Raw genomic sequence first — 19389 nt, 5'->3', positions numbered from 1 at the left:
CGGAAACCGCGCCGGTTTCCAGCCGGTCTTTGTGTCACAGACCGTCGAACCGTGCCTTTTGCACCGCCGTCCAGCGCAGATCAAATTCGAAACCGGCTTCGCCCTGCCGTTCGTCTTCAACGACGTCCTGCTCAAAGAGCCAGGCGCGCTTGCGGCCCTCGGCATAGGGTAGCACCAGTGTCTCTGTGATCACCGCCCCTTGCAAGGCCTGCGCCACATGTTCAAGCAGGCCATCAATCCCCTCGCCTGTAATCGCCGACAGGGCAAAGACGTTCTCGTCGCGCTCCGCCCGGGCGCGCACCGCGGCCGCTTCTTCTTCTGGCAAAAGGTCGATCTTGTTCCAGACCTCGAACTGCACCCGGTCAGTGCCCACGCCCAGATCCGTCAGGATCGTGGCGACATCCTCGGCCTGCGCCTCGGTTTCGGGATGCGAAATGTCGCGCACATGCAACACGATATCGGCAGCTAGAACTTCTTCCAAAGTGGCCCGGAATGAGGCCACCAACTCGGTCGGCAAGTCCGAAATAAATCCAACCGTGTCCGACAGGATCACCTCTGGTCCATTCTCCAGTTCAACCCGGCGCATGGTCGGATCAAGCGTGGCAAAGAGCATGTCCTTGGCCATCACTTCCGCGCCGGTCAAACGGTTGAACAGCGTGGATTTTCCGGCGTTTGTGTAACCGACCAAGGCCACAATCGGATAAGGTACCTTTGCCCGTGCCTCACGGTGGAGCGAACGTGTTTTAACCACCTTCTCCAACTGACGCCGCAAACGCACCAGCTGTGTGTCGATGGCACGGCGGTCTGCTTCGATCTGGGTCTCGCCCGGGCCACCAACAAATCCCAAACCGCCCCGTTGCCGTTCAAGGTGCGTCCAGGCGCGCACGAGGCGCGTGCGTTGGTAGCTGAGTGCCGCCATCTCGACCTGCAACACGCCTTCTCGGGTGGCAGCGCGGTCGCTGAAAATCTCAAGGATCAGGCCGGTGCGGTCCAACAATTTGACCTTCCACGCCTTTTCAAGGTTACGTTGCTGCACAGGCGTTACCGGACCGTCGATAAGCACCAATTCCACATCGGCCGCCGTGATCCGTTGACCCAGTTCCTCGATCTTGCCACTGCCAAAGAGCATGCCTGACCGCACCTTGGGCAAGGGCACGACTTCTTCACCGACGACTTTCAACTCGGGCAAGGCATGGGCCAAAGACACAGCTTCGGCCAGCGCGAGCGTCGCATCGCGCCGGTCCTTGTCGGACTTGATATCAGGATGAAGAACCCAGGCGCGGGTGAACTCCGGATCGTCCCCCATCAGGACGCGTCTTCGCCCTCGTAGAGGCTGATCGGCTGGCTGGGCATAATGGTCGAGATGGCATGTTTGTAGACAAGCTGGCTTTGCCCATCGCGGCGCAGCAGCACGCAGAAATTATCAAACCACGTGATGACGCCCTGCAATTTCACACCGTTAATCAAGAAGATGGTCACGGGCACCTTGGTTTTGCGCACATGATTCAGAAAAGCGTCTTGCAAATTTTGTCTGTCCGAAGCCATTTCGGTAAACCCTTTTTTTCTTGCTTTGGCCTGCGGATCAGACCGTCCCTCGCGCGCGAGTATGTCGTGGGGCCGAACAACATTCCACCCCAAAAAACAGTCCGTTACGGACCTACCGCAAAGGCTTGCCTAACCGCGCCACAAATCAGGTGTGATCAGCGCGATAATGGCCAACGTTTCAAGCCGCCCCAGCACCATGGCGGCTGCAAAGATGCCTTTTGCCGCAGCACTCATCTCGATCAATCTGATCGGGCTGTCACCTGCAAATTCGAGCAAAGGCCCCGTCGTCGACAATCCGGCCACCGTCATGACGATGGCCGTGTCGAAATCTACACCCGATGCCGTCAGCGCAATCGTGACCAACGCCAGTGTGAGTGCAAAAAGCATGAAGAAGATCCAGGCGATGAACGCGCCTTGCTTCTGCAACCGCCCGCCCATTGTCCCCCCGCCACTGACCGAAGACGGGTGCACCAGCCGCTCCATCTCGCGCAGACCGTTTTGATAGAGCGCGAAAACACGCAACAGTTTCACGCCCCCCGCCGTCGTGGCCACACCGCCCCCGATCAGCGCGAGCCCCATAAGCAAAAGCCCCGGCGTGTCCAACCCCGACCAGGCCTGTGCGGCCCCCCAATTTCCGGAGGCAAACCCGGTTGTCGTCAGAAAGGACAAAACGGTAAAGGCAGAACCCCAAAGCGCGCGGGCCGCATCGATAACGTCCCCTTCCGCAGAGACGTCGAATGCCCCCAGAAAATGGCGCAAGAACAAGAACAAAGGCACAGCTAGCATCAAAGCCAGCCCAATGCGAAACTCGGGATCGCGCACCAATCCGCCCGTGTCAGAGGTCACGGTGTCTGTAGAAAACGTGAGCCGCGACAGGGCAAAGAGCATGAAGAGCAGCATAACCGCCTCGCCCGTCACTCCCGATCCGTTTTCGGCCAGCCCGCCCACTGGTGATATGCCCGACGTGGCCATGACGGACATCGCATGACACAGCGCCACCAAAGACCGGTCCCCCCCCACCCAAAGCAGGATCCACAAAAGCACGGTTAACCCGATGTAGATAGGCAGCAACACCTTGGCGACTTTGGCGATGCGGTCGCGCACCTCGGGCGCGGTAATGCCGAAATCCGTGGCTGCCCTGCGCCCCGGTTCCGCCCGCGCCGTGACCTCGAAGCCGCCAAGGTTCAACGGCGCCAAAATGGCCGATGCCGACACCCACATCAGCACCCCGCCTATCCAGCCAACCAACGCACGCCACAGGTGCAGCGCGCCGTTCAAACGCTCGGGGTCGTCAAAGATGGTGCCGCCCGTTGTGGTCATGGCGCTGACCATTTCAACGTAAGCATTCAGAAATGTGGTGTTACGCAGCCCCTCGTAAAAAGGAACTGCCAGAAAAAGTGGCAGAAAGACGAAAGAACTGAACAGCGACATCAACGGGCCGAGCGTGCCGTGCCGCGGGTCGCGCCCCGCATGGGCCAGCGCAATCAGCCCGAACAGGATCAGGCCCAATAGGCCGCTATAGAGAAACGCCCGCGCGGTCGCCAACTCGCGTACCACGCCGCCATAGATTGCCGGGATTAGCATCGCACCGGAGACGATGCCGAACATCAGCAAAAACAAAGGCAAACGCAGCACCGACGCGGCCAAGGTCTGTTTCGGCTGTGCCTTGTCGCGCATCAGAAAAAGTCGATGGACACCTGCATCAGGCGCTCCACCTCCGGGACGTCCTTGGTCAGGGCAAAGATCGCGATCACGTCCCCCTCGTCGATACGCGTGCGTCCTACGGGCCGTGATACTTCGGTGCCTTTGCGGATAGCCCCGATCAACACACCTTCGGGAAAGTCGATTTCGTTGATCTTTTTACCGGCGAGTGGCGATGTGGACAGCACTTCGGCTTCGATCACTTCTGCATCTGCGTCGCCGATGGAATAGACGGCGCGCACGCGACCGTGGCGGATATGACGCAGGATCGAACTGACCGTTGTGGCGCGCGGGTTGATATAGGCGTCAATGCCAAGCGCACCCATCATTGGGACGAGCGTAGGGTCGTTTATCAGGGCGATGGCATAAGGGCAGCCTTCGGATTTGGCGCGCACGGCCGCCAGCATGTTGGTCTTGTCATCATCCGTCACGGCCAGCATCGCGTCGGCCCGCGCGACGCCCGCCTCGGCAAGCAGGGCCACGTCAAGGCCATCACCGTTAAGGACAATCGTTCTCTCCAACGCCTCTGCGGCCAGTTCGGCACAGCGGCGATTGCGTTCGATCACTTTGGCGCGCACTCGGGTGGTGCGTTTTTCCAGAGCGCGCGCGACCGCCAGACCGACATTGCCGCCCCCCACCAGAACGACCCGTTCCTGTTTGCGCATGGTCTTGCCAAAGACTTCCATAGTCCGAGCCACATCCTCAACATGGGCAAAGACATAGGCCTCATCCCCGGCAAAGAGCTGATCCCCTGCCTCGGGCGCGAAAAGCGTGCCCTCGCGGCGGACGCCCACGACGACCACACGAAGTGTCGAAAAGAGGTCGGTGAGTTGGCGCAGTGGCGTGTTCAGCACGGGGCAATCGGCATCCAGAGAAATGCCAAGCAACTGCGCCTGCCCGTCGATGAAAAGCTCGGTGTCAAAGGCCGCAGGCGCGCTGAGCCGTTGCAGAGCCGCAGCGGCGACCTCACGCTCTGGGCTGATCACCACGTCGATGGGCATGTGATCGCGGCGGTACAGGTCGGAATAGATCGCAGTGAGGTAGGCCTGGCTGCGCAAACGCGCAATCTTGCGATTGATGCCAAAGACCGAGTGCGCCACCTGACAGGTCACCATGTTGACCTCGTCCGAATGGGTGGCCGCGATGATCATGTCCGCGTCCCGGGCCCCTGCCCGATCAAGCACATCGGGATAGCTGGCAAAACCCGCAACCCCTTGAACGTCCAGCGTATCCGTGGCGCGGCGCACCAGATCGGGGTCGCTGTCTACGACGGTGACGTCGTTGCGTTCCCCTGACAGATGGCGGGCAATTTGCCAGCCGACCTGACCTGCGCCGCAGATGATGACCTTCATGGCGTAATCCCGTGCTTGGCCGCGTGCCCCGGTGGGGACGCAAATGGCCCGTCTCAGCATCTTTGCATGACAGAGCCGCGTGGCCCGGTCAACGTTTGGCGCCGCCCCTCTCGTGATTTGCCTGACGGGCGTGACTATTCCTTTTGGCGTTGCGTCGGATTCCGACCAAATCGCGCCGGATCGCGATTGTCAAAGCGGCAAGGCTCCGGCAGTTTGGACGGATGCGCATCTTCTTTGCCGTTCTCTTCTGTTCCGTAGCCATCGGCTGTCTGCCCGTTTCGACATATTACGCCGAAGGGGTCAGCGTGGCCAAGCTGGAGCGGGACGAATTGACATGTGACGTCAATGCATTGCGCGATGCACCCGTGGCTAATCAGACCCGTCAGGGTGCACCACGTTATGTGGCGCGTCGTCACTGCGATGCGTCAGGCGCGTGTTACGACCGGGGCGGTTATTGGGTCCCGGGCGAGATTTACACCGTTGACGTCAACGCGAGCTTGCGCAAGCGGATCAAGGCACAATGCATGGGTGACTTGGGCTATCGCCCCGTGGAAATTCCCGCCTGTCCCCCCGCCATAAAGAATGCCGCCCCGCCGGGAGCGACCACCATCTTGCCCCGCCTGGGGCCACAAAGCTGCGCAATTCGCAACGAGGACCGCAGCGTGCTTATCGTCAACCAAGGATAACTATGACCGATCTTCAACGTGCCAAGGCCTGTGTTCAGGCCCACCACGCCGCTCTTGCGCGCGCTACAGCGGATAACGCGGCTGCCTGCCTTGCCGAGCATCTGGCACCCGACGCCGTTTGGCGCGGGATGCATCCGTTCCACATTCAATCCGGCCCAAGCGCCGTGGCGGAGGTGTTTTGGACGCCCTGGCTGAAAGCGATGCAGCGGGTACAGCGGCGCGAGGATGTGTTCTTTGCCGGGCACAACCATCTCGACGAAGGCGGCGGTACTTGGGTCGCCTCCATGGGGCATTTCCTGGCGCTCTTTGATGCCCCATTTCTGGGCATTCAACCCACGCGCAAGATCGTGATGATCCGCTATGCAGAGTTCTCAAAGGTGGAAGGTGACAAGATTACCGAACAGGCGATGTTCGTGGATCTGCTGCATGTTATGGCGCAGGCGGGCCAGTATCCGCTACCTGGTATGACGGCTGCCCAACTGGTGCAGCCCGGACCGATGACCCATGATGGGCTTTTGACCCAAGCCCAGGACCCTGCCGAAGGGGCCAAGACCCTCGATGTGATCCATAACATGATGAAAGGAATCGACCGGGCCAATGCGATGGCGACCCCGCCGCGTCCCGAAGATGAACTGGCCGTCGATTGGCATGACGATATGCTGTGGTGGGGGCCAACGGGCATCGGTGCCACCTATACGATCGACCGCTACATTGAACAGCATCAGCGCCCCTTTCGGACGCAATTAGGGGCCCGCACCTTCAATGGCCATATCTGCCGAATGGCCGAAGGCTCCTATGGCGGGTTCTTTGGCTGGCCGAATCTGTCGATGGAATGCACAGGTCCGTATCTGGGTCTGCCACCCTCCGGCAAAACCGCCGACATGCGGGTCGTCGATATCTATCGACGCGATGGGGACAAGCTGGCTGAAAACTGGGTCTTTATCGACATGTTGCATTTCTTGAACATGCAGGGGCTGGATGTATTGGCCCAATTGGAAACGCGCGCGCGATAGTTCGCTTTCCGACGCGGAAAGCGGCATGAAAACGGCGCGTTTTCAGGCGCGCCATCGCAACTGGGTGTGCTGTTTTTCGCGCCGAAAAACAGCCGGAAACCGTGTCGGTTTCCGGCCCTAGCCGGCTTCGGCTTCGGGTTCGTCCAAATGAGCTACACGCGCACCCGCTTTGGACGAGGTGACAACACCCAATGATTTGAGCTTGCGGTGCAGCGCGCTGCGCTCCATCCCGACAAAATTCGCCGTCCGGCTGATATTGCCGCCAAACCGGTTGATCTGGGTCAGCAGGTATTCGCGCTCAAACGCCTCACGCGCCTCGCGCAATGGCAAGGTTGCAAGCGCACCCGACAACACCACACGTCCTTCCTCGCCCTCGGGCTCGTCCGAGCCTGGCAATTCGCGTGCCTCGATCGGGCCGGCCCCGTCACCGAGAATCAAGACCCGCTCCACCATATTCTTGAGTTGGCGCACATTTCCTGGCCAGATCATCGTTTGAAGCAGCGCCGCCGCATCCTCGCTTAGCGCCCGCTTGGGGAGGCCCTGCGCACTGTTGAAATCTTCGATAAAATGGTCAGCCAAGACTGGAATGTCCTCGCGTCGCTCTTCGAGGGATGGCACCGGGATCGGCACGACGTTCAACCGATGATACAACTCCTGGCGAAAGGTCTGGGCCGCAATCGCCTGCTCCAGATCCCGGTTGGTTGAGGAGATCACGCGCAAATCAACACGAACTTTGTCATTTCCCCCAACCCTCTGGAATTGTTGATCGACGAGCACCCGCAGGATCTTGGACTGCGTACCGACGGGCATGTCTGCTACTTCGTCAAAATAAATCACACCGCCATGGGCCTGTTCCAACAGGCCAGGCTCTACCCCACGATCAGCAGTTTCACGACCGAATAGAACTTCTTCCATGCGGTCTGGTTCGACCCCCGCGCAATTGACGGTGACAAAGGGGGCATCCGCCCTGTTCGAATTGGCATGGATATAGCGTGCCGCGACTTCCTTGCCGCTGCCCGCGGGACCGGTCAGCATCACGCGGCCATTGGATTTGGTGACCTTGTCAAGCTGGCTGACCAGATTGCGGAACGAGGCTGACGCTCCGATCATGTCGGACTGACCCACATCCTGACGGCGCAGCGATTGGTTCTCGCGCCGCAAGCGCGAGGTTTCCATGGCACGGCGGATCACCACCAGCAACTGATCGATATTGAAGGGCTTTTCGATGAAATCGTAAGCCCCCTGTTTGATTGCTGCCACCGCAATCTCGATGTTGCCGTGCCCTGAAATGATGACCACGGGCACATCCGGGTTGTCGCGTTTCACGGCTTTGAGGATGTCGATCCCATCCATCCGGCTGTCCTTTAGCCAGATATCGAGGATCATCAGCGCGGGCGCTTGGGTGTTTATCGCCCCCATCGCATCGTCCGAATTGCCGGCCAGCCGCGTGGCATAGCCTTCGTCTTCCAGAATATCTGAGATCAGTTCTCGAATGTCGCGTTCATCGTCGACGATCAGAATGTCGCTCATACCGCTTTTTCCTCCTCAATTGTGGCTGTAACGACGGGCAAGGTGATGACCGCCATCGCGCCAAAATATGCGCTGTCCCCAAAGGGAGCCGCGTCCTTGAGGGTCAAAGTGCCCCCATGTTCTTCGATGATCTTCTTGACGATGGGCAGGCCCAAGCCAGTCCCCTCGTCACGGGTTGTGACATAAGGCTCAAAGAGCCGCGCACGGTCTTCGGGCAAGCCCACCCCATTATCTGCAATGGTTATGACCGCGCCTTCGGGGCCAGTGTCCATGGCCACTTCGACCCTGGGAACGTGGCCCTCGGGGGCCCCTTTTCTGACCAGGGTTTCGATGGCTTCACCCGCGTTCTTGATCAGATTGGTCAGCGCTTGTGACACCATCGTGGCATCCACATTGCCCACCACATCCTGGGCAGGCAGGTCCGCCACAATCTCGACCCCGGGCTGGCCAGACTGTTGCAGCACGACAGCATCGCGCACAATCTCGACCAGATCCGTGCTTTGCCGATCAGGTTCTGGCATGCGCGCGAATTTCGAAAATTCGTCGACGATCCGCCGCAAATCGCCGGTCTGGCGAACGATCACATCCGTCATCTGTTCCAGGCTGTCGCTGTCCTCGCCCAATTTGGGCGCAAATTTGCGTTTAATCCTTTCGGCACTCAGCTGAATGGGTGTCAGCGGGTTCTTTATCTCGTGAGCGATACGGCGGGCCACGTCGCCCCAGGCCGCCATTCGTTGAGCGCTGACCAGATCCGTCACGTCGTCAAAGGCCACAACATAGCCCTCAAGCCGCCCATCCTCGTTGCGCCGCGTCGACATGCGCACCAACAGGTTTTCCAGCCGCCCGTTGCGGGTCACTTTGACCTCGTCCTGCGCCACTTCGGACCGGCTTGCTTTGAGCATGGCAAAAAGAGCCGCAAATTCAGGCACAGCAACGGCGAGGGGCACAGTCGCCCCGCCCTCATCCCAATCCAGCAAGCCGACAGCTGCCCGGTTTACAAAGGTGATCTTGCCGTGGGCATCGACGCCGACCACACCCGAGGTGACCGAACTAAGCACCGAATCGAACAAGCGACGACGCCGCTCAATCTGTTGAGTGTTGTCGAGCAGGGTCTGGCGCTGCCCCTTGAGCTGTTTGGTCATCTGGTTGAAGTATCGGCCCAGCATGGCGATCTCGTCATCGCCCTCTTCCTCGCGCACCTGTACGTCCAGATCGCCCGCGCCCACACGCTGCGCCGCGCCCGTAAGCCGCCCCACAGGTACGGACAACCGTTCGGCAAACCAAAAGCCCAGCCAGATGGCGGCCAGGATCAGCACCACAGCAAAACCCAGATAAAGCATACCAAAGTCAAACAGGACGCGCCCCCGATCGCTTTCCAACTGCTGGTAAAGGCGCACGGTTTCCTGGGTTTCGTCCAAAAGCGACAGGATTTCGCCATCGACATCGCGGCTGACATAAAGGAAGCGGTCGACAAAGCTGGCCAGAGGCACAAGGGCGCGGAATTCGTTGTTCGGCCAATCCTCGATAATCAGGATGCCCTCCTGGATTGCGGCCGCGATGTCCTCTGCCGCAGGCCTTTCGAAATCAAAGAGGTAAGAGCGGTCTCCACGGGCGCGCAGTTCACCAGTGCCATCAATCAGATACGCTTCGCGCAGCCCGCGCTGCACCTGAAGCTGCCCTTCAGTCAGAACCTCGCGGTCTCCCACAAGCTGAGCCCCGCGCACTGTGTCAATATATCGGGCCAGCGCACGGGCGTCGGCGGCGAGGTCCTCGCGCTGCTCTTGCTCATACGCCTCGGCGGCGGCAAGCGAGGTGCCAACGACACTGCTGACGCGGTCGGAAAACCAACCTTCGAGCCCGATATTCACGGTGAGGCCGGCAAAGACGGCGACAGTCACCGTCGGGATAAGAGCCAATAAGGCAAAGGCCCCCGTCAGCCGCAAGTGCAGTCTGGACCCCGCCGATTTAGCACGCCGCGCTGCAATCAGCCGAACAATTTGCGACATGACCAGCGCCGCGATCACCAGTACGTAAACCATGTCCGCCAAAAGGATCAGCCGCAAGGCAGACGTGTTGGTCCCTTGGTCCAGCGGACCCAGTACAAGGAATGTGGTGAAGGCAAGGATCGGCCCCAAAAGAACAAGGCCAAGCGTGACGCCGGTGCGTACGCGGCGTTTGCGACGCAAACGCCCCAACGTCACCGACCAAGTCGTGCGTGTCCTTGATGCCACGTGGCATGCCCTCGATGATGTGGCGCTTGCGCGCCTTAACCGCCATATCCAGTGATCGTCCGGGCCTATGCGGCCCGGATGCCACGGGTTGTGTGGCCGTTTTACATCAATTTGCGGCGCCGTGTCACCTCAATATCTAGATCGGTGATTTTCTTACGCAGGGTATTTCGATTGATTCCCAGCAAATCGGCGCATTTCGCCTGATTTCCGCCCGTTGCGTCCAACGCGATCTCGATCAATGGGGCTTCGACCTCGCGCAGAATACGGGAATAGAGCCCGGGCGGTGGCAACATATTGCCATGCAGATCGAAATAGCGGCGCAGATGACGTGCCACCGACGCGCCCAGTTTTTCCGTATCGCCAGCACTGCGCATCGGTTCGAGTTCCGGCTGGCTGCCCAGAACCTGTTCGACCTCTGAGGCACTGATTTCAACCGCGCGGCTCGTAAGCCCGAGGCGGCGCACCGCATTCTCCAACTGCCGAACGTTGCCGGGCCAGCTATAGGTACGAAAGATCTCGGCAGCGGCCTCGGAAAGGACGCGGGGCGATTGTCCGCTCTTCTCGCCCCGTAGCAAGAAATGATCCGCAAGCAACGGAATATCATCGACCCGTTCGCGCAGCGCAGGCACGTTCAAAGTGGCTCCCGACAAGCGGTAGTAGAGATCTTTGCGAACCATACCCGCCTCCATCGCGGCGGTCAGGTCGGTCTGGCTGGTGGCGAGAAAGCGGGGCACATATTCGCCGGGTGTGTCCATCATCCGCACGATGCGCGCTTGAAGCTCTTCGGGGATGTCGCCTATCTCATCAATCAGCAGCGTACCGCCCTTGACCCGCGCAAGGAGGCGCACAGGGCCCTCAAGGTCTTGCAGATCGGCAGCACCCGCCGTCACAAAAGGCAGCGTTCGGCGGTCAGAAAAGTCGTGGATCGCGCGGGCGATCAGGGATTTGCCCGTCCCACTTTCACCCCAGATCAGAACCGGCAGGTCGGTGTTCATGACACGCGCCACCACGCGGTAGAGCGCCTGCATTATCGCAGTACGCCCCACCAGGGGCAGCTCATCCGGGCGCTCATCCTCGGCACTACGCGCGGGGCTGTGGGCCTTGAGTTCTAGCGCTTTTGCGGTGCGTTTCATTAAATCAGGCAGGTCAAAGGGCTTGGGCAGGTAGTCATATGCCTCAGCCTCGGCCGCCTGAATGGCCGTCATGATCGTGTTTTGCGCCGAAATCACGATGACTGGCAAACCCGGCCGATCCTGACTGATCTTGGGTAGCATCTCCAACCCGTTCCCGTCCGGCATCATCACGTCGCTGATCACCACATCACCCTTGCCCTCACCGACCCAACGCATCAGCGTCGTAAGGCTTGAGGTCGCATGCACCTTGCACCCAGCGCGCGTTAGCGCCTGGGTCAGAACGGTGCGAATTGTGCGGTCGTCATCGGCGACAAGTACGGTACCATCCATGGGCTAGTCCTTTTGGGTTTGGGCAAGCGACGCGGATTGCGGCGCCCGCGGGAGCGAGAGGCGAAAGACGGTTCTGCCCGGCACGGAAGTGACCGAAATCCACCCCCCGTGATCGGAGATGATCTTGGATACGAGGGCGAGGCCCAGCCCGGTGCCGTTTTCCTTGCCCGACACGAAAGGGTCAAAGATATCGGCTGCAATTGCGTCTGGCAGGCCTGGGCCGTCGTCAATGATCTCGATCTGAAGCGGGAGCGATTGTCCGGTGCCATCGGCGCGGCGCAGGCTGAAGGAATGTTCAAAAAAGCTGTGCAAGCGGATTGTGCCGCCCGTGTCCCCCGCCGCCTCGGAGGCGTTTTTGATCAGGTTCAGAACCACTTGAAGCAACTGGTCCGGGTCGCCGTAAGCCAGTGGCAGCGAAGGGTCGTAATCTTCGATGATCGTCATCTGACCACCAAACCCCAGCAAGGCAGAACGCCGCGCGCGGTCCAGCACGTCGTGGATATTGACGGCCCGCAGGTCCGGGGGCGAGAGGTTGCCGAATTGCTCCACCTGTTCCAGCAACTTCACGATCCGGCGGCATTCCCCCACGATCAGGTCTGTAAGCTCCAGGTCGTCATTCCCGAGATTCATGCTGAGCAGTTGGGCCGCCCCGGTGATCCCAGCTAGCGGGTTCTTGATCTCGTGGGCCAGCATTTCAGCCATGCCGATCGCGGATTTGGCCGCCGATTTGACCGAATGGTTCTGCGTCATTCGTCCGGCCAGTTCGCGCGGCGAAATCATCAACACCATATGCTGTGGCGCACCCACAAGTGGCGCGATTTGCAAGGCGCATTGCAGCGGTGCCCGCTGTCCATTGCCCACATCGACGTCGTTCACAAAGAGTGCTGTGCCATTCTTGCGCGCCCGCGCCAGGCTTTCTTCGAGCGGGGCATCAACGGCCAACTGGTCCCAAAGCGGCGCGCCCGCCATCGCCTTGATCGACGAGTTGAAGAAGCCTTCGGCGGCAGAATTGATGTCCACAATCTCGTCATCTGGCCCAATCACGATGGTCGGGATCGGCATCGAAGCCCAAAGATCGCCCACCCCGGTCATGCTGCCGCCTGCCCGTTTGCGGGACACAGCGCACCCTGCAAAAGCGCCAGGGTCGCGGCGGGTGTCTTGGCCGTCAGAACGGCGCGCCGCAATGACACGTCCGTCCTGCACGTGTCCATGAACCACCCCAGATGCTTGCGTGCCACGCGCAGGCCCAACACCTCGCCGTAAAAATTCAGCATGTCCTCGTAATGAGCGATAACCATATCGGCAAACGCATCGCCTTGCGGCACATTCGGCGCAGGCGCGCCATAAAGCGCATGGGCCACTTCGGCCAAGGCCCAGGGCCGCCCTTGTGCGCCCCGCCCAATCATCACACCATCTGCGCCAGACAGGCGCAGCGCCTCTCGGGCGGTGGCCGCATTGGTAATGTCACCATTTGCGATGACCGGAATGCTAACTGCCTCTTTGACGGTACGGATGGCCGCCCAATCGGCCCGCCCCTTGTAGAACTGGCAACGTGTACGCCCATGGATCACGATCTGCTGGATACCCGCCGCCTCGGCACGCGCCGCAATCTCGGGCGCGTTCATCATTGCATCGTCCCAGCCCAATCGGGTCTTGAGCGTCACCGGAATGTCGACGGCCCTCACAACCGCGTCGATCAAGGTTAACGCATGATCCGGGTCGCGCATCAGGGCCGATCCGGAATAGCCCTGCGTCACTTTCTTGGCCGGACATCCCATGTTGATGTCGATGACATGCGCGCCCTGCCCTGCTACCATCTTGGCCGCCTCGGCCATCGGGGCCGCTTCGCGCCCGGCCAATTGAACGGCTGTGCCAGCAGCATCCAACCCAAGCTCTGCCTTTTCGCGGCTGCCGGGACGCGCATTGAGCATGTCGTGGCTGGCCACCATTTCGGACACAACCATACCTGCCCCAAACCGCGCCACGAGCGTACGGAACGGCAAATCGGTGATTCCAGCCATCGGGGCCAGCATCACAGGGGCTGTCATGTCGAGCGGGCCTGTGGCCATTGGGCGTGCCTAATCCTTGTGCGTGCCGCTTGACCTACCGCAATCCTTGGCTTTTCTCAATTCAGCGCCCCGTCAAATCGGTGCTATTCGCAGCATATGCTTAATTTTTAGGCGCTCGCGTTGGCATAGACACGAAATTCCCAAGACCCTAGACAAGAGCCATGAGAGCGAGATTGCAGATATGACAGCCGCCGCTGTGATTGTGGCCGCCGGACGTGGCACCCGCGCTGGTGGGGATATGCCCAAACAGTGGCAAATGCTGTGCGGACGGCCGGTCATCGAACATACGCTGCGGGCGTTTCATGAGCATCCCGAGGTGACACAGATCGTGTTGGTGCTGCATCCCGACGATCTGGATCGGTCCGGCAGCTTTGATAACGCCACGGTTGTCGCCGGTGGCGCAGACCGGGCTGCCTCTGTCCGGAACGGCTTGGCTGCGACCGAAGGCACAGATCACGTGCTGATTCACGATGTCGCGCGGCCATTGGTTACGGCACAGACGATTTCGAGCGTTTTGACAGCGCTTGCACGGTCTGATGGCGCAGCCCCTGCGCTAGCCGTGACCGACGCACTTTGGACTGGGGTGGATGGCGTCGTGACAGGAACCCAGGACCGCGCGGGCCTGTTCCGCGCGCAAACCCCCCAAGGGTTCCGACGCGCTGCGATCCTGTCTGCCCATGCGGCGCATCCCGGTGGCGCGGCAGACGATGTAGAAGTAGCGCGCGCCTTCGGACTGGACGTTGCCATCGTGCCGGGCGATGAGGACAATCTGAAAATCACGCACCCGCAAGACTTCACGCGGGCCGAACGGATCATGCGAGGACGCAATGGACATTAGACTGGGCAATGGATTCGACGTGCATGCCTTTGGCGTGGGCGATCACGTGACACTCTGCGGTGTGCAAGTCCCGCATAGCCACGGGCTGGTTGGCCATTCGGATGCGGATGTGGGCATGCACACGGTCACGGACGCAATCTATGGCGCCTTGGCCCAAGGTGACATTGGCCAGCATTTCCCACCCTCGGATCCGCAATGGAAAGGGGCCGAAAGCCATATTTTCTTGCGCCATGCCGTCAATCTGGCGCGCGACATGGGCTTCACGCTTTCCAATGTCGACTGCACCTTGATCTGTGAATTTCCCAAGGTCGGGCCACATGCGGCCTCGATGCGCGACGCCATGGCCAAGATCATGGGGATGGACCCCGACCGCGTTTCTGTAAAGGCGACCACTTCGGAAAAGCTTGGCTTTACCGGGCGCGGCGAAGGCATTGCCTGTATCGCAACCGCAGCGCTGGTCAAACCATGATAGCGCGGATGATAGGCACCGTTTGCGGCGTGGGATACCTGCGCCCCGCACCCGGCACCTGGGGGTCACTCGTGGCGTTGCCCTTGGCGTGGGCGCTGCACATCTTGGGCGGTTTTCCTTTGCTGGTGTTGGCGGCCTTTGCCGTTTTTGCAGGCGGCTGGTGGGCGACGGCGCAAATGACTGCAGGCCAAAGTGATCATGACCCCAGCGAGATTGTCGCGGACGAGGTCGTTGGCCAGTGGATTGCCCTCGCCCCGCTCAGCTATGCCGCCTGGGACCGTGGTATCGAAGTGCTGGTAATGTGGCCAGGTTGGATCGCGGCATTTGCTCTGTTCAGGCTCTTTGACATCTGGAAGCCGTGGTTGGTAGGGCAAGCGGACGCGCGCGGCGACGCGCTTGGCGTGATGCTCGATGATGTGATTGCCGGCGTGTTTGCGGCATTGGGCGTCCTCGTGCTGGCCGGGTTCGCACACGGAGTTCTGATGGTATGAAGATCGCCTCGGATATTCTTGATATTGCGAAAGAAAAGAAAATCATGATTGCCACGGCGGAAAGCTGTACAGGCGGCATGGTTGCGGTCGCCCTGACCGATATTCCAGGCTCTTCCGCCGTGATTGAGCGCGGGTTTATCACTTACACAAATGACGCAAAGCGCGAGATGCTGGGCGTGCACGCCACAACACTTGAAGCCCACGGCGCGGTGAGCGAAGAGGTCGCAGCCGAAATGGCACAGGGGGCCTTGGCCCGCTCGCGCGCGCAAATGGCCGTCTCGATCACTGGTATCGCGGGCCCCGGCGCATCGGAATACAAGCCCGAGGGGCGCGTCTGCTTCGGCTTGGCATTTGACGACAGCGTCGTGACCGAAACGATTGAATTTGGCGCTTTGGGGCGGGATGCAGTGCGGCGCGCGGCACGGGATCACGCACTTGGGCTTTTGCTGAAAAGTCTCTGCGCCGACTAGCGGCTCAACCCCCTGGAAAAACTATCCAGATCATCGTCCTCGATCGCACGCCAAAGCGTGTCGGCCTGCGCGCCGATCAAACCCTTGGACTTCCCGCGCACCCGCGCCTCACGCGCCGAATAGGGCTGCGGCGCGTCCAGGTCATGGCTGTATTCGATACCGTCCACCTGAACCCGGGCCTGCATTTCACTCAGGCCATCATCAGCAGACACATGCACCCGGTCTCGAAAGGCAACAAGGTGAGGATCGCGCGCGCAATCATCGGAAAACTGAGCGATGTCACCCGTATCTCGGCCATACGCAGCCATTGCCATCACATGGGCATAACTGAATTTGGCGCCCAATCCGGTATCCGGTGCCGCCTGATTGCAGACGGTTATCCAACGCGGGTGGGTCGATATCTCGATGCGCGTTGCGTTCAAAAGGTCAACGTCACGCACTGCCTCAAGGCTTGCGTGCACCCCATGACAGCAGGCATGAAATTTATGGCTGACCGCATCCATACGCCACTGCATCGGTACAGGTTCTGCCGCCCCGTGATGGGTCGCACCAAAGCCCAAGAGCCCAGCCAGACCATCATGCGCCGCGGTCATGCCAAGAGCGGCCCATTGTGCCGCCTCAACGCCAGCCCGCGCAGCGAGCCCTGCATTCAAAGGTTTGCCCATGGTGCCAAACTGGGACTTCAGACCAGAGGCCATCGTAGCACATAGTCCCAAAGCATGGCGCATCTGCGCTTCGCTCAACCTCATCAACCGACCCGCCGCCACGGTTGCGCCAAAGGCACCCGACGTTGCCGTCTGGTGAAACCCAACCTGATAATGCGCACGACCCAGCCAAAGCCCCACAGCAACCGACGCTTCCGCGCCGACTAGAGCCGCATCGACCATGTCATTCAATGTGGCTGATTTTGCTTCGGCCATGGCAAGGGCCGCGGACACCACCACAACAGAGGGATGCCCAATATGAGCAAAGTGCGTGTCATCAAAGTCCAGTGCATGGGAAAGGGTGCCATTGACCATAGCCGCCTCAGCGACTGACCCTGCCCGCCCATCAAACCGCGACGCCGGGCCAACCGCCTCACAACCGCGCGCCCAAGGACCAAATGCACCGTGTCGCGCGCCGGCAACCCCACATGCTGCCCAGTCCAGAACCGACAAACGCATGATATCACGCACATTCTGCGGCGGATTAGCCTGCGCATAGGCCAGGACTAACTCTGTGATCCCCTCGCTTCTCTGTTCCAAAAAACCCTCCCCGCGGGGCCGTTCTCAACCCAAAGCGCGCTTAGCCATAAAGCGCTGCAGCCCGTCGCTCAAACGCGCGCACAATCCGCTGCATGGCCTCGTTGAACACAACACCGATGATGCCCTGCAGGATCGCGTTGCGAAACTCGAAATCAACAAAAAAGGACACTTCGCACCCGCCGTCCGTATCGGCAAAAGCCCAATTGGACTTCATATAGCGAAAGGGCCCGTCCAGATATTCGGTGTCGATCTTGTGCTGAGCCGGCCATAGAACAACCCGACTGGCAAAGCGTTCGCGAAAGACTTTGAAGCTGATCACCAGATCCGCCTCCATCACGTCGTGGTCCCCTTCTGGCGTAACGCGGCGCACGCGCGCCGCCGCACACCAGGGCAAAAACTCGGGATATGCGCCCACATCAGCCACCAGATCATACATTTGCTGCGCCGAATACGGCAGGAACCGGGTTTCAGAATGGGTAGGCATTAGGCTAGACAAGACCTCAGGATGTTTGGTGACATTGGATGTGTCGCGGAAACCAATCAAGATCAAGGGGCAGACCATGTCAGAGCGGCCATATGTCATAGACAAGATGATTTCGGCCAAGGCCATCGCCGCCCGGATCGAAGAGCTGTGCCGCGAGATCGAGACCGCGTTCAAGGGTACGGACAAGCTGGTCGTCGTGGGCCTCTTGCGGGGCAGTTTCGTCTTTATCGCCGATCTGGTGCGCGAGCTTGACCTGCCAATCGAAGTCGATTTCCTTGAGGCGTCATCCTATGGCGACGGTATGGAAAGCAGCAGGGAAGTTCGTATTCTCAAGGACTTGCGCGGCGCAATTGAAGGTCGCGATGTCTTGGTCGTTGAGGACATCGTGGATACTGGCCACACCATGCACCACGTGACACGGCTGCTAAAGGGTCGCAAGCCCGCACATTTGCGCACCATCGCATTGCTGGATAAATTCGCCCGCCGCGAAGTCGATTTCAAAGCGGACTGGACCGGCTTCGACATTCCTGATGAATTTGTCGTGGGATACGGTATCGACTTTGCACAGCGGAACCGAAATCTGCCGTTTATCGGCAAAGTCCGGTTCACCTAAGCACGCATTCTACCCGTGTTTTGCCTGCCGCGCGGCGCGCAATTTCGCAAAATCGTCACCCGCGTGATAGCTTGACCGCGTCAGCGGCGTCGCTGAAACCATCAAGAACCCTTTGTTATAAGCCGTTTTCTCATAAACCGCGAACTCCTCTGGTGTGACAAACCGGTCCACCGCATGGTGTTTGGGCGTCGGTTGCAGGTATTGGCCGATGGTTAGAAAATCGATGTCTGCGGCCCGCATATCCTCCATGACCTGGACAACAGACTGCTTGTTTTCGCCCAAGCCCACCATGATGCCGGACTTTGTAAACATCGTCGGATCCAGTTCCTTGACCCTTTGAAGTAAACGCAAACTGTGGAAGTACCGTGCTCCGGGGCGTACTTCTGGGTAAAGGCCCGGCACGGTTTCCAGGTTGTGGTTGAACACATCCGGGCGCGCCTCGACCACGACTTCCAGAACGGCCGGATCACAGCGGATAAAATCCGGCGTCAGGATTTCGATAGTGGTGTTTGGGCTACGGTGGCGGATCGCACGAATGGTCTGCGCAAAGTGATCAGCGCCCCCATCCTCGATATCGTCGCGGTCAACACTGGTAATGACAACGTGGTTCAGACCCAGCTTTTCAACCGCATGGGCAACACGGCCCGGCTCAAACGCGTCCAGGTCCTCTGGTGGTTTGCCGGTGGCGATGTTGCAGAAGGTGCACGCGCGGGTACAAACCTCCCCCATGATCATCATCGTGGCGTGGCCCTGGCTCCAGCATTCGCCAACATTGGGGCAACCTGCCTCTTCGCACACCGTGACCAGCTTGTTTTCACGCATGATCCGGGCCGTCTCGGTATATCCCTCGCCGCCCGGGGCCTTGACGCGAATCCAGTTCGGCTTTTTCGGCTGCGGATTGTCGGGGCGCCGGGCTTTTTCCGGATGACGTTCAGCAGGGATTTTCAGGTCGCGCATAACGGGCCTCAGGTAGTTTAACGTTAAACTTGTTGTTAACATAAACATCGGCACAATGCACGCAACGCGGCGCATGGCCGCTATGCGCGAGCGCGGCGCGTGGCCCTCTGTCCAGCCTTCTTTTCTTCTAAAATATTCCGGGGGTTTGGGGGCTGGCCTTAGGGTCAGGACTCATAGCCAATAGATGACGATGGCGGCGAGAGCGATGGCAGAGAGGAAGACCTTGGGGCATC

19 protein-coding genes are annotated in these 19389 nt (G+C 59.9%); 7 read left to right on the top strand and 12 right to left on the bottom strand.

Features of this window, described 5'->3' with window-relative positions; translation table 11 throughout:
* Window positions 1–34 precede the first annotated feature (34 nt).
* The 4 genes from hflX to trkA form a co-directional block, all read right to left on the bottom strand.
* Window positions 35–1306, bottom strand: coding sequence for a GTPase HflX (gene hflX / locus Q1A44_RS16320; RefSeq protein WP_299627408.1), 1272 nt, complete (start codon window positions 1304–1306; stop codon window positions 35–37).
* On the bottom strand, window positions 1306–1545 hold the full coding sequence (gene hfq / locus Q1A44_RS16315; RefSeq protein ID WP_007119530.1) for an RNA chaperone Hfq: 240 nt from the start codon (window positions 1543–1545) through the stop codon (window positions 1306–1308). The genes hflX and hfq overlap by 1 nt, the downstream gene beginning before the upstream one ends.
* Before the next feature lie 129 nt (window positions 1546–1674).
* Window positions 1675–3222, bottom strand: coding sequence for a potassium transporter TrkG (locus Q1A44_RS16310; protein ID WP_299627406.1), 1548 nt, complete (start codon window positions 3220–3222; stop codon window positions 1675–1677).
* Window positions 3222–4598, bottom strand: coding sequence for a Trk system potassium transporter TrkA (trkA, locus tag Q1A44_RS16305; protein WP_299627404.1), 1377 nt, complete (start codon window positions 4596–4598; stop codon window positions 3222–3224). Before trkA ends, Q1A44_RS16310 begins: the two co-directional genes overlap by 1 nt.
* 221 nt (window positions 4599–4819) lie before the next feature.
* Between trkA and Q1A44_RS16300 the strand changes: the two genes are divergently transcribed.
* Together Q1A44_RS16300 and Q1A44_RS16295 are read left to right on the top strand one after the other, a co-directional pair.
* Window positions 4820–5284, top strand: coding sequence for a hypothetical protein (locus Q1A44_RS16300; protein WP_299627402.1), 465 nt, complete (start codon window positions 4820–4822; stop codon window positions 5282–5284).
* A gap of 2 nt (window positions 5285–5286) precedes the next feature.
* Complete coding sequence (locus Q1A44_RS16295) at window positions 5287–6297, top strand: ester cyclase (RefSeq protein WP_299627400.1); 1011 nt, start codon at window positions 5287–5289, stop codon at window positions 6295–6297.
* 117 nt (window positions 6298–6414) lie between these two features.
* On the opposite strand, the gene Q1A44_RS16290 is transcribed toward Q1A44_RS16295, so the two are convergent.
* The 5 genes from Q1A44_RS16290 to dusB all read right to left on the bottom strand — a co-directional run bounded on the left by Q1A44_RS16290 (window position 6415) and on the right by dusB (window position 13590).
* On the bottom strand, window positions 6415–7827 hold the full coding sequence (locus Q1A44_RS16290; RefSeq protein ID WP_299627398.1) for a sigma-54 dependent transcriptional regulator: 1413 nt from the start codon (window positions 7825–7827) through the stop codon (window positions 6415–6417).
* The gene (locus Q1A44_RS16285; protein ID WP_299627396.1) at window positions 7824–10058 is read right to left on the bottom strand and encodes a PAS domain-containing sensor histidine kinase; all 2235 of its coding nucleotides are present in this window, start codon (window positions 10056–10058) and stop codon (window positions 7824–7826) included. Before Q1A44_RS16285 ends, Q1A44_RS16290 begins: the two co-directional genes overlap by 4 nt.
* 101 nt (window positions 10059–10159) lie before the next feature.
* Window positions 10160–11521 carry a response regulator gene (locus Q1A44_RS16280; protein ID WP_299627394.1) on the bottom strand — a complete coding sequence of 454 codons (1362 nt, stop codon included), beginning with the start codon at window positions 11519–11521 and terminating at the stop codon, window positions 10160–10162.
* Window positions 11522–11524: 3 nt separating this feature from the next.
* Window positions 11525–12613, bottom strand: coding sequence for an ATP-binding protein (locus Q1A44_RS16275; protein ID WP_299627745.1), 1089 nt, complete (start codon window positions 12611–12613; stop codon window positions 11525–11527).
* Window positions 12610–13590 carry a tRNA dihydrouridine synthase DusB gene (gene dusB, locus Q1A44_RS16270; RefSeq protein WP_299627392.1) on the bottom strand — a complete coding sequence of 327 codons (981 nt, stop codon included), beginning with the start codon at window positions 13588–13590 and terminating at the stop codon, window positions 12610–12612. The genes Q1A44_RS16275 and dusB overlap by 4 nt, the downstream gene beginning before the upstream one ends.
* A gap of 181 nt (window positions 13591–13771) precedes the next feature.
* Between dusB and ispD the strand changes: the two genes are divergently transcribed.
* The 4 genes from ispD to Q1A44_RS16250 are packed head-to-tail and all read left to right on the top strand — an operon-like array spanning window position 13772 to window position 15858.
* Complete coding sequence (gene ispD, locus Q1A44_RS16265) at window positions 13772–14428, top strand: 2-C-methyl-D-erythritol 4-phosphate cytidylyltransferase (RefSeq protein ID WP_299627389.1); 657 nt, start codon at window positions 13772–13774, stop codon at window positions 14426–14428.
* The gene (gene ispF / locus Q1A44_RS16260) at window positions 14418–14897 is read left to right on the top strand and encodes a 2-C-methyl-D-erythritol 2,4-cyclodiphosphate synthase (protein WP_299627387.1); all 480 of its coding nucleotides are present in this window, start codon (window positions 14418–14420) and stop codon (window positions 14895–14897) included. Before ispD ends, ispF begins: the two co-directional genes overlap by 11 nt.
* 8 nt (window positions 14898–14905) lie before the next feature.
* On the top strand, window positions 14906–15388 hold the full coding sequence (locus tag Q1A44_RS16255) for a phosphatidylglycerophosphatase A (protein WP_299627385.1): 483 nt from the start codon (window positions 14906–14908) through the stop codon (window positions 15386–15388).
* Window positions 15385–15858 (top strand): CinA family protein, encoded by a 474-nt coding sequence (locus tag Q1A44_RS16250; RefSeq protein WP_299627383.1) that lies wholly within the window; start codon window positions 15385–15387, stop codon window positions 15856–15858. Before Q1A44_RS16255 ends, Q1A44_RS16250 begins: the two co-directional genes overlap by 4 nt.
* On the opposite strand, the gene Q1A44_RS16245 is transcribed toward Q1A44_RS16250, so the two are convergent.
* Window positions 15855–17102: an MmgE/PrpD family protein gene (locus Q1A44_RS16245; protein ID WP_299627381.1), complete on the bottom strand. Its 1248-nt coding sequence runs from the start codon at window positions 17100–17102 to the stop codon at window positions 15855–15857. The two genes, Q1A44_RS16250 and Q1A44_RS16245, sit on opposite strands and share 4 nt — an antisense overlap.
* A gap of 40 nt (window positions 17103–17142) precedes the next feature.
* Complete coding sequence (locus tag Q1A44_RS16240; RefSeq protein ID WP_299627379.1) at window positions 17143–17586, bottom strand: type II toxin-antitoxin system RatA family toxin; 444 nt, start codon at window positions 17584–17586, stop codon at window positions 17143–17145.
* A 76-nt stretch (window positions 17587–17662) separates the two neighbouring features.
* Between Q1A44_RS16240 and hpt the strand changes: the two genes are divergently transcribed.
* On the top strand, window positions 17663–18199 hold the full coding sequence (gene hpt / locus Q1A44_RS16235) for a hypoxanthine phosphoribosyltransferase (protein WP_299627743.1): 537 nt from the start codon (window positions 17663–17665) through the stop codon (window positions 18197–18199).
* A 9-nt stretch (window positions 18200–18208) separates the two neighbouring features.
* On the opposite strand, the gene lipA is transcribed toward hpt, so the two are convergent.
* Complete coding sequence (gene lipA / locus Q1A44_RS16230; RefSeq protein WP_299627378.1) at window positions 18209–19156, bottom strand: lipoyl synthase; 948 nt, start codon at window positions 19154–19156, stop codon at window positions 18209–18211.
* Window positions 19157–19389 lie beyond the last annotated feature (233 nt).

It is taken from the genome of uncultured Tateyamaria sp. (assembly GCF_947503705.1).
GTDB lineage: Bacteria > Pseudomonadota > Alphaproteobacteria > Rhodobacterales > Rhodobacteraceae > Tateyamaria.
Note: the sequence above shows the minus strand (reverse complement) of the source record. Positions and strands in the feature narration are given on the sequence as shown.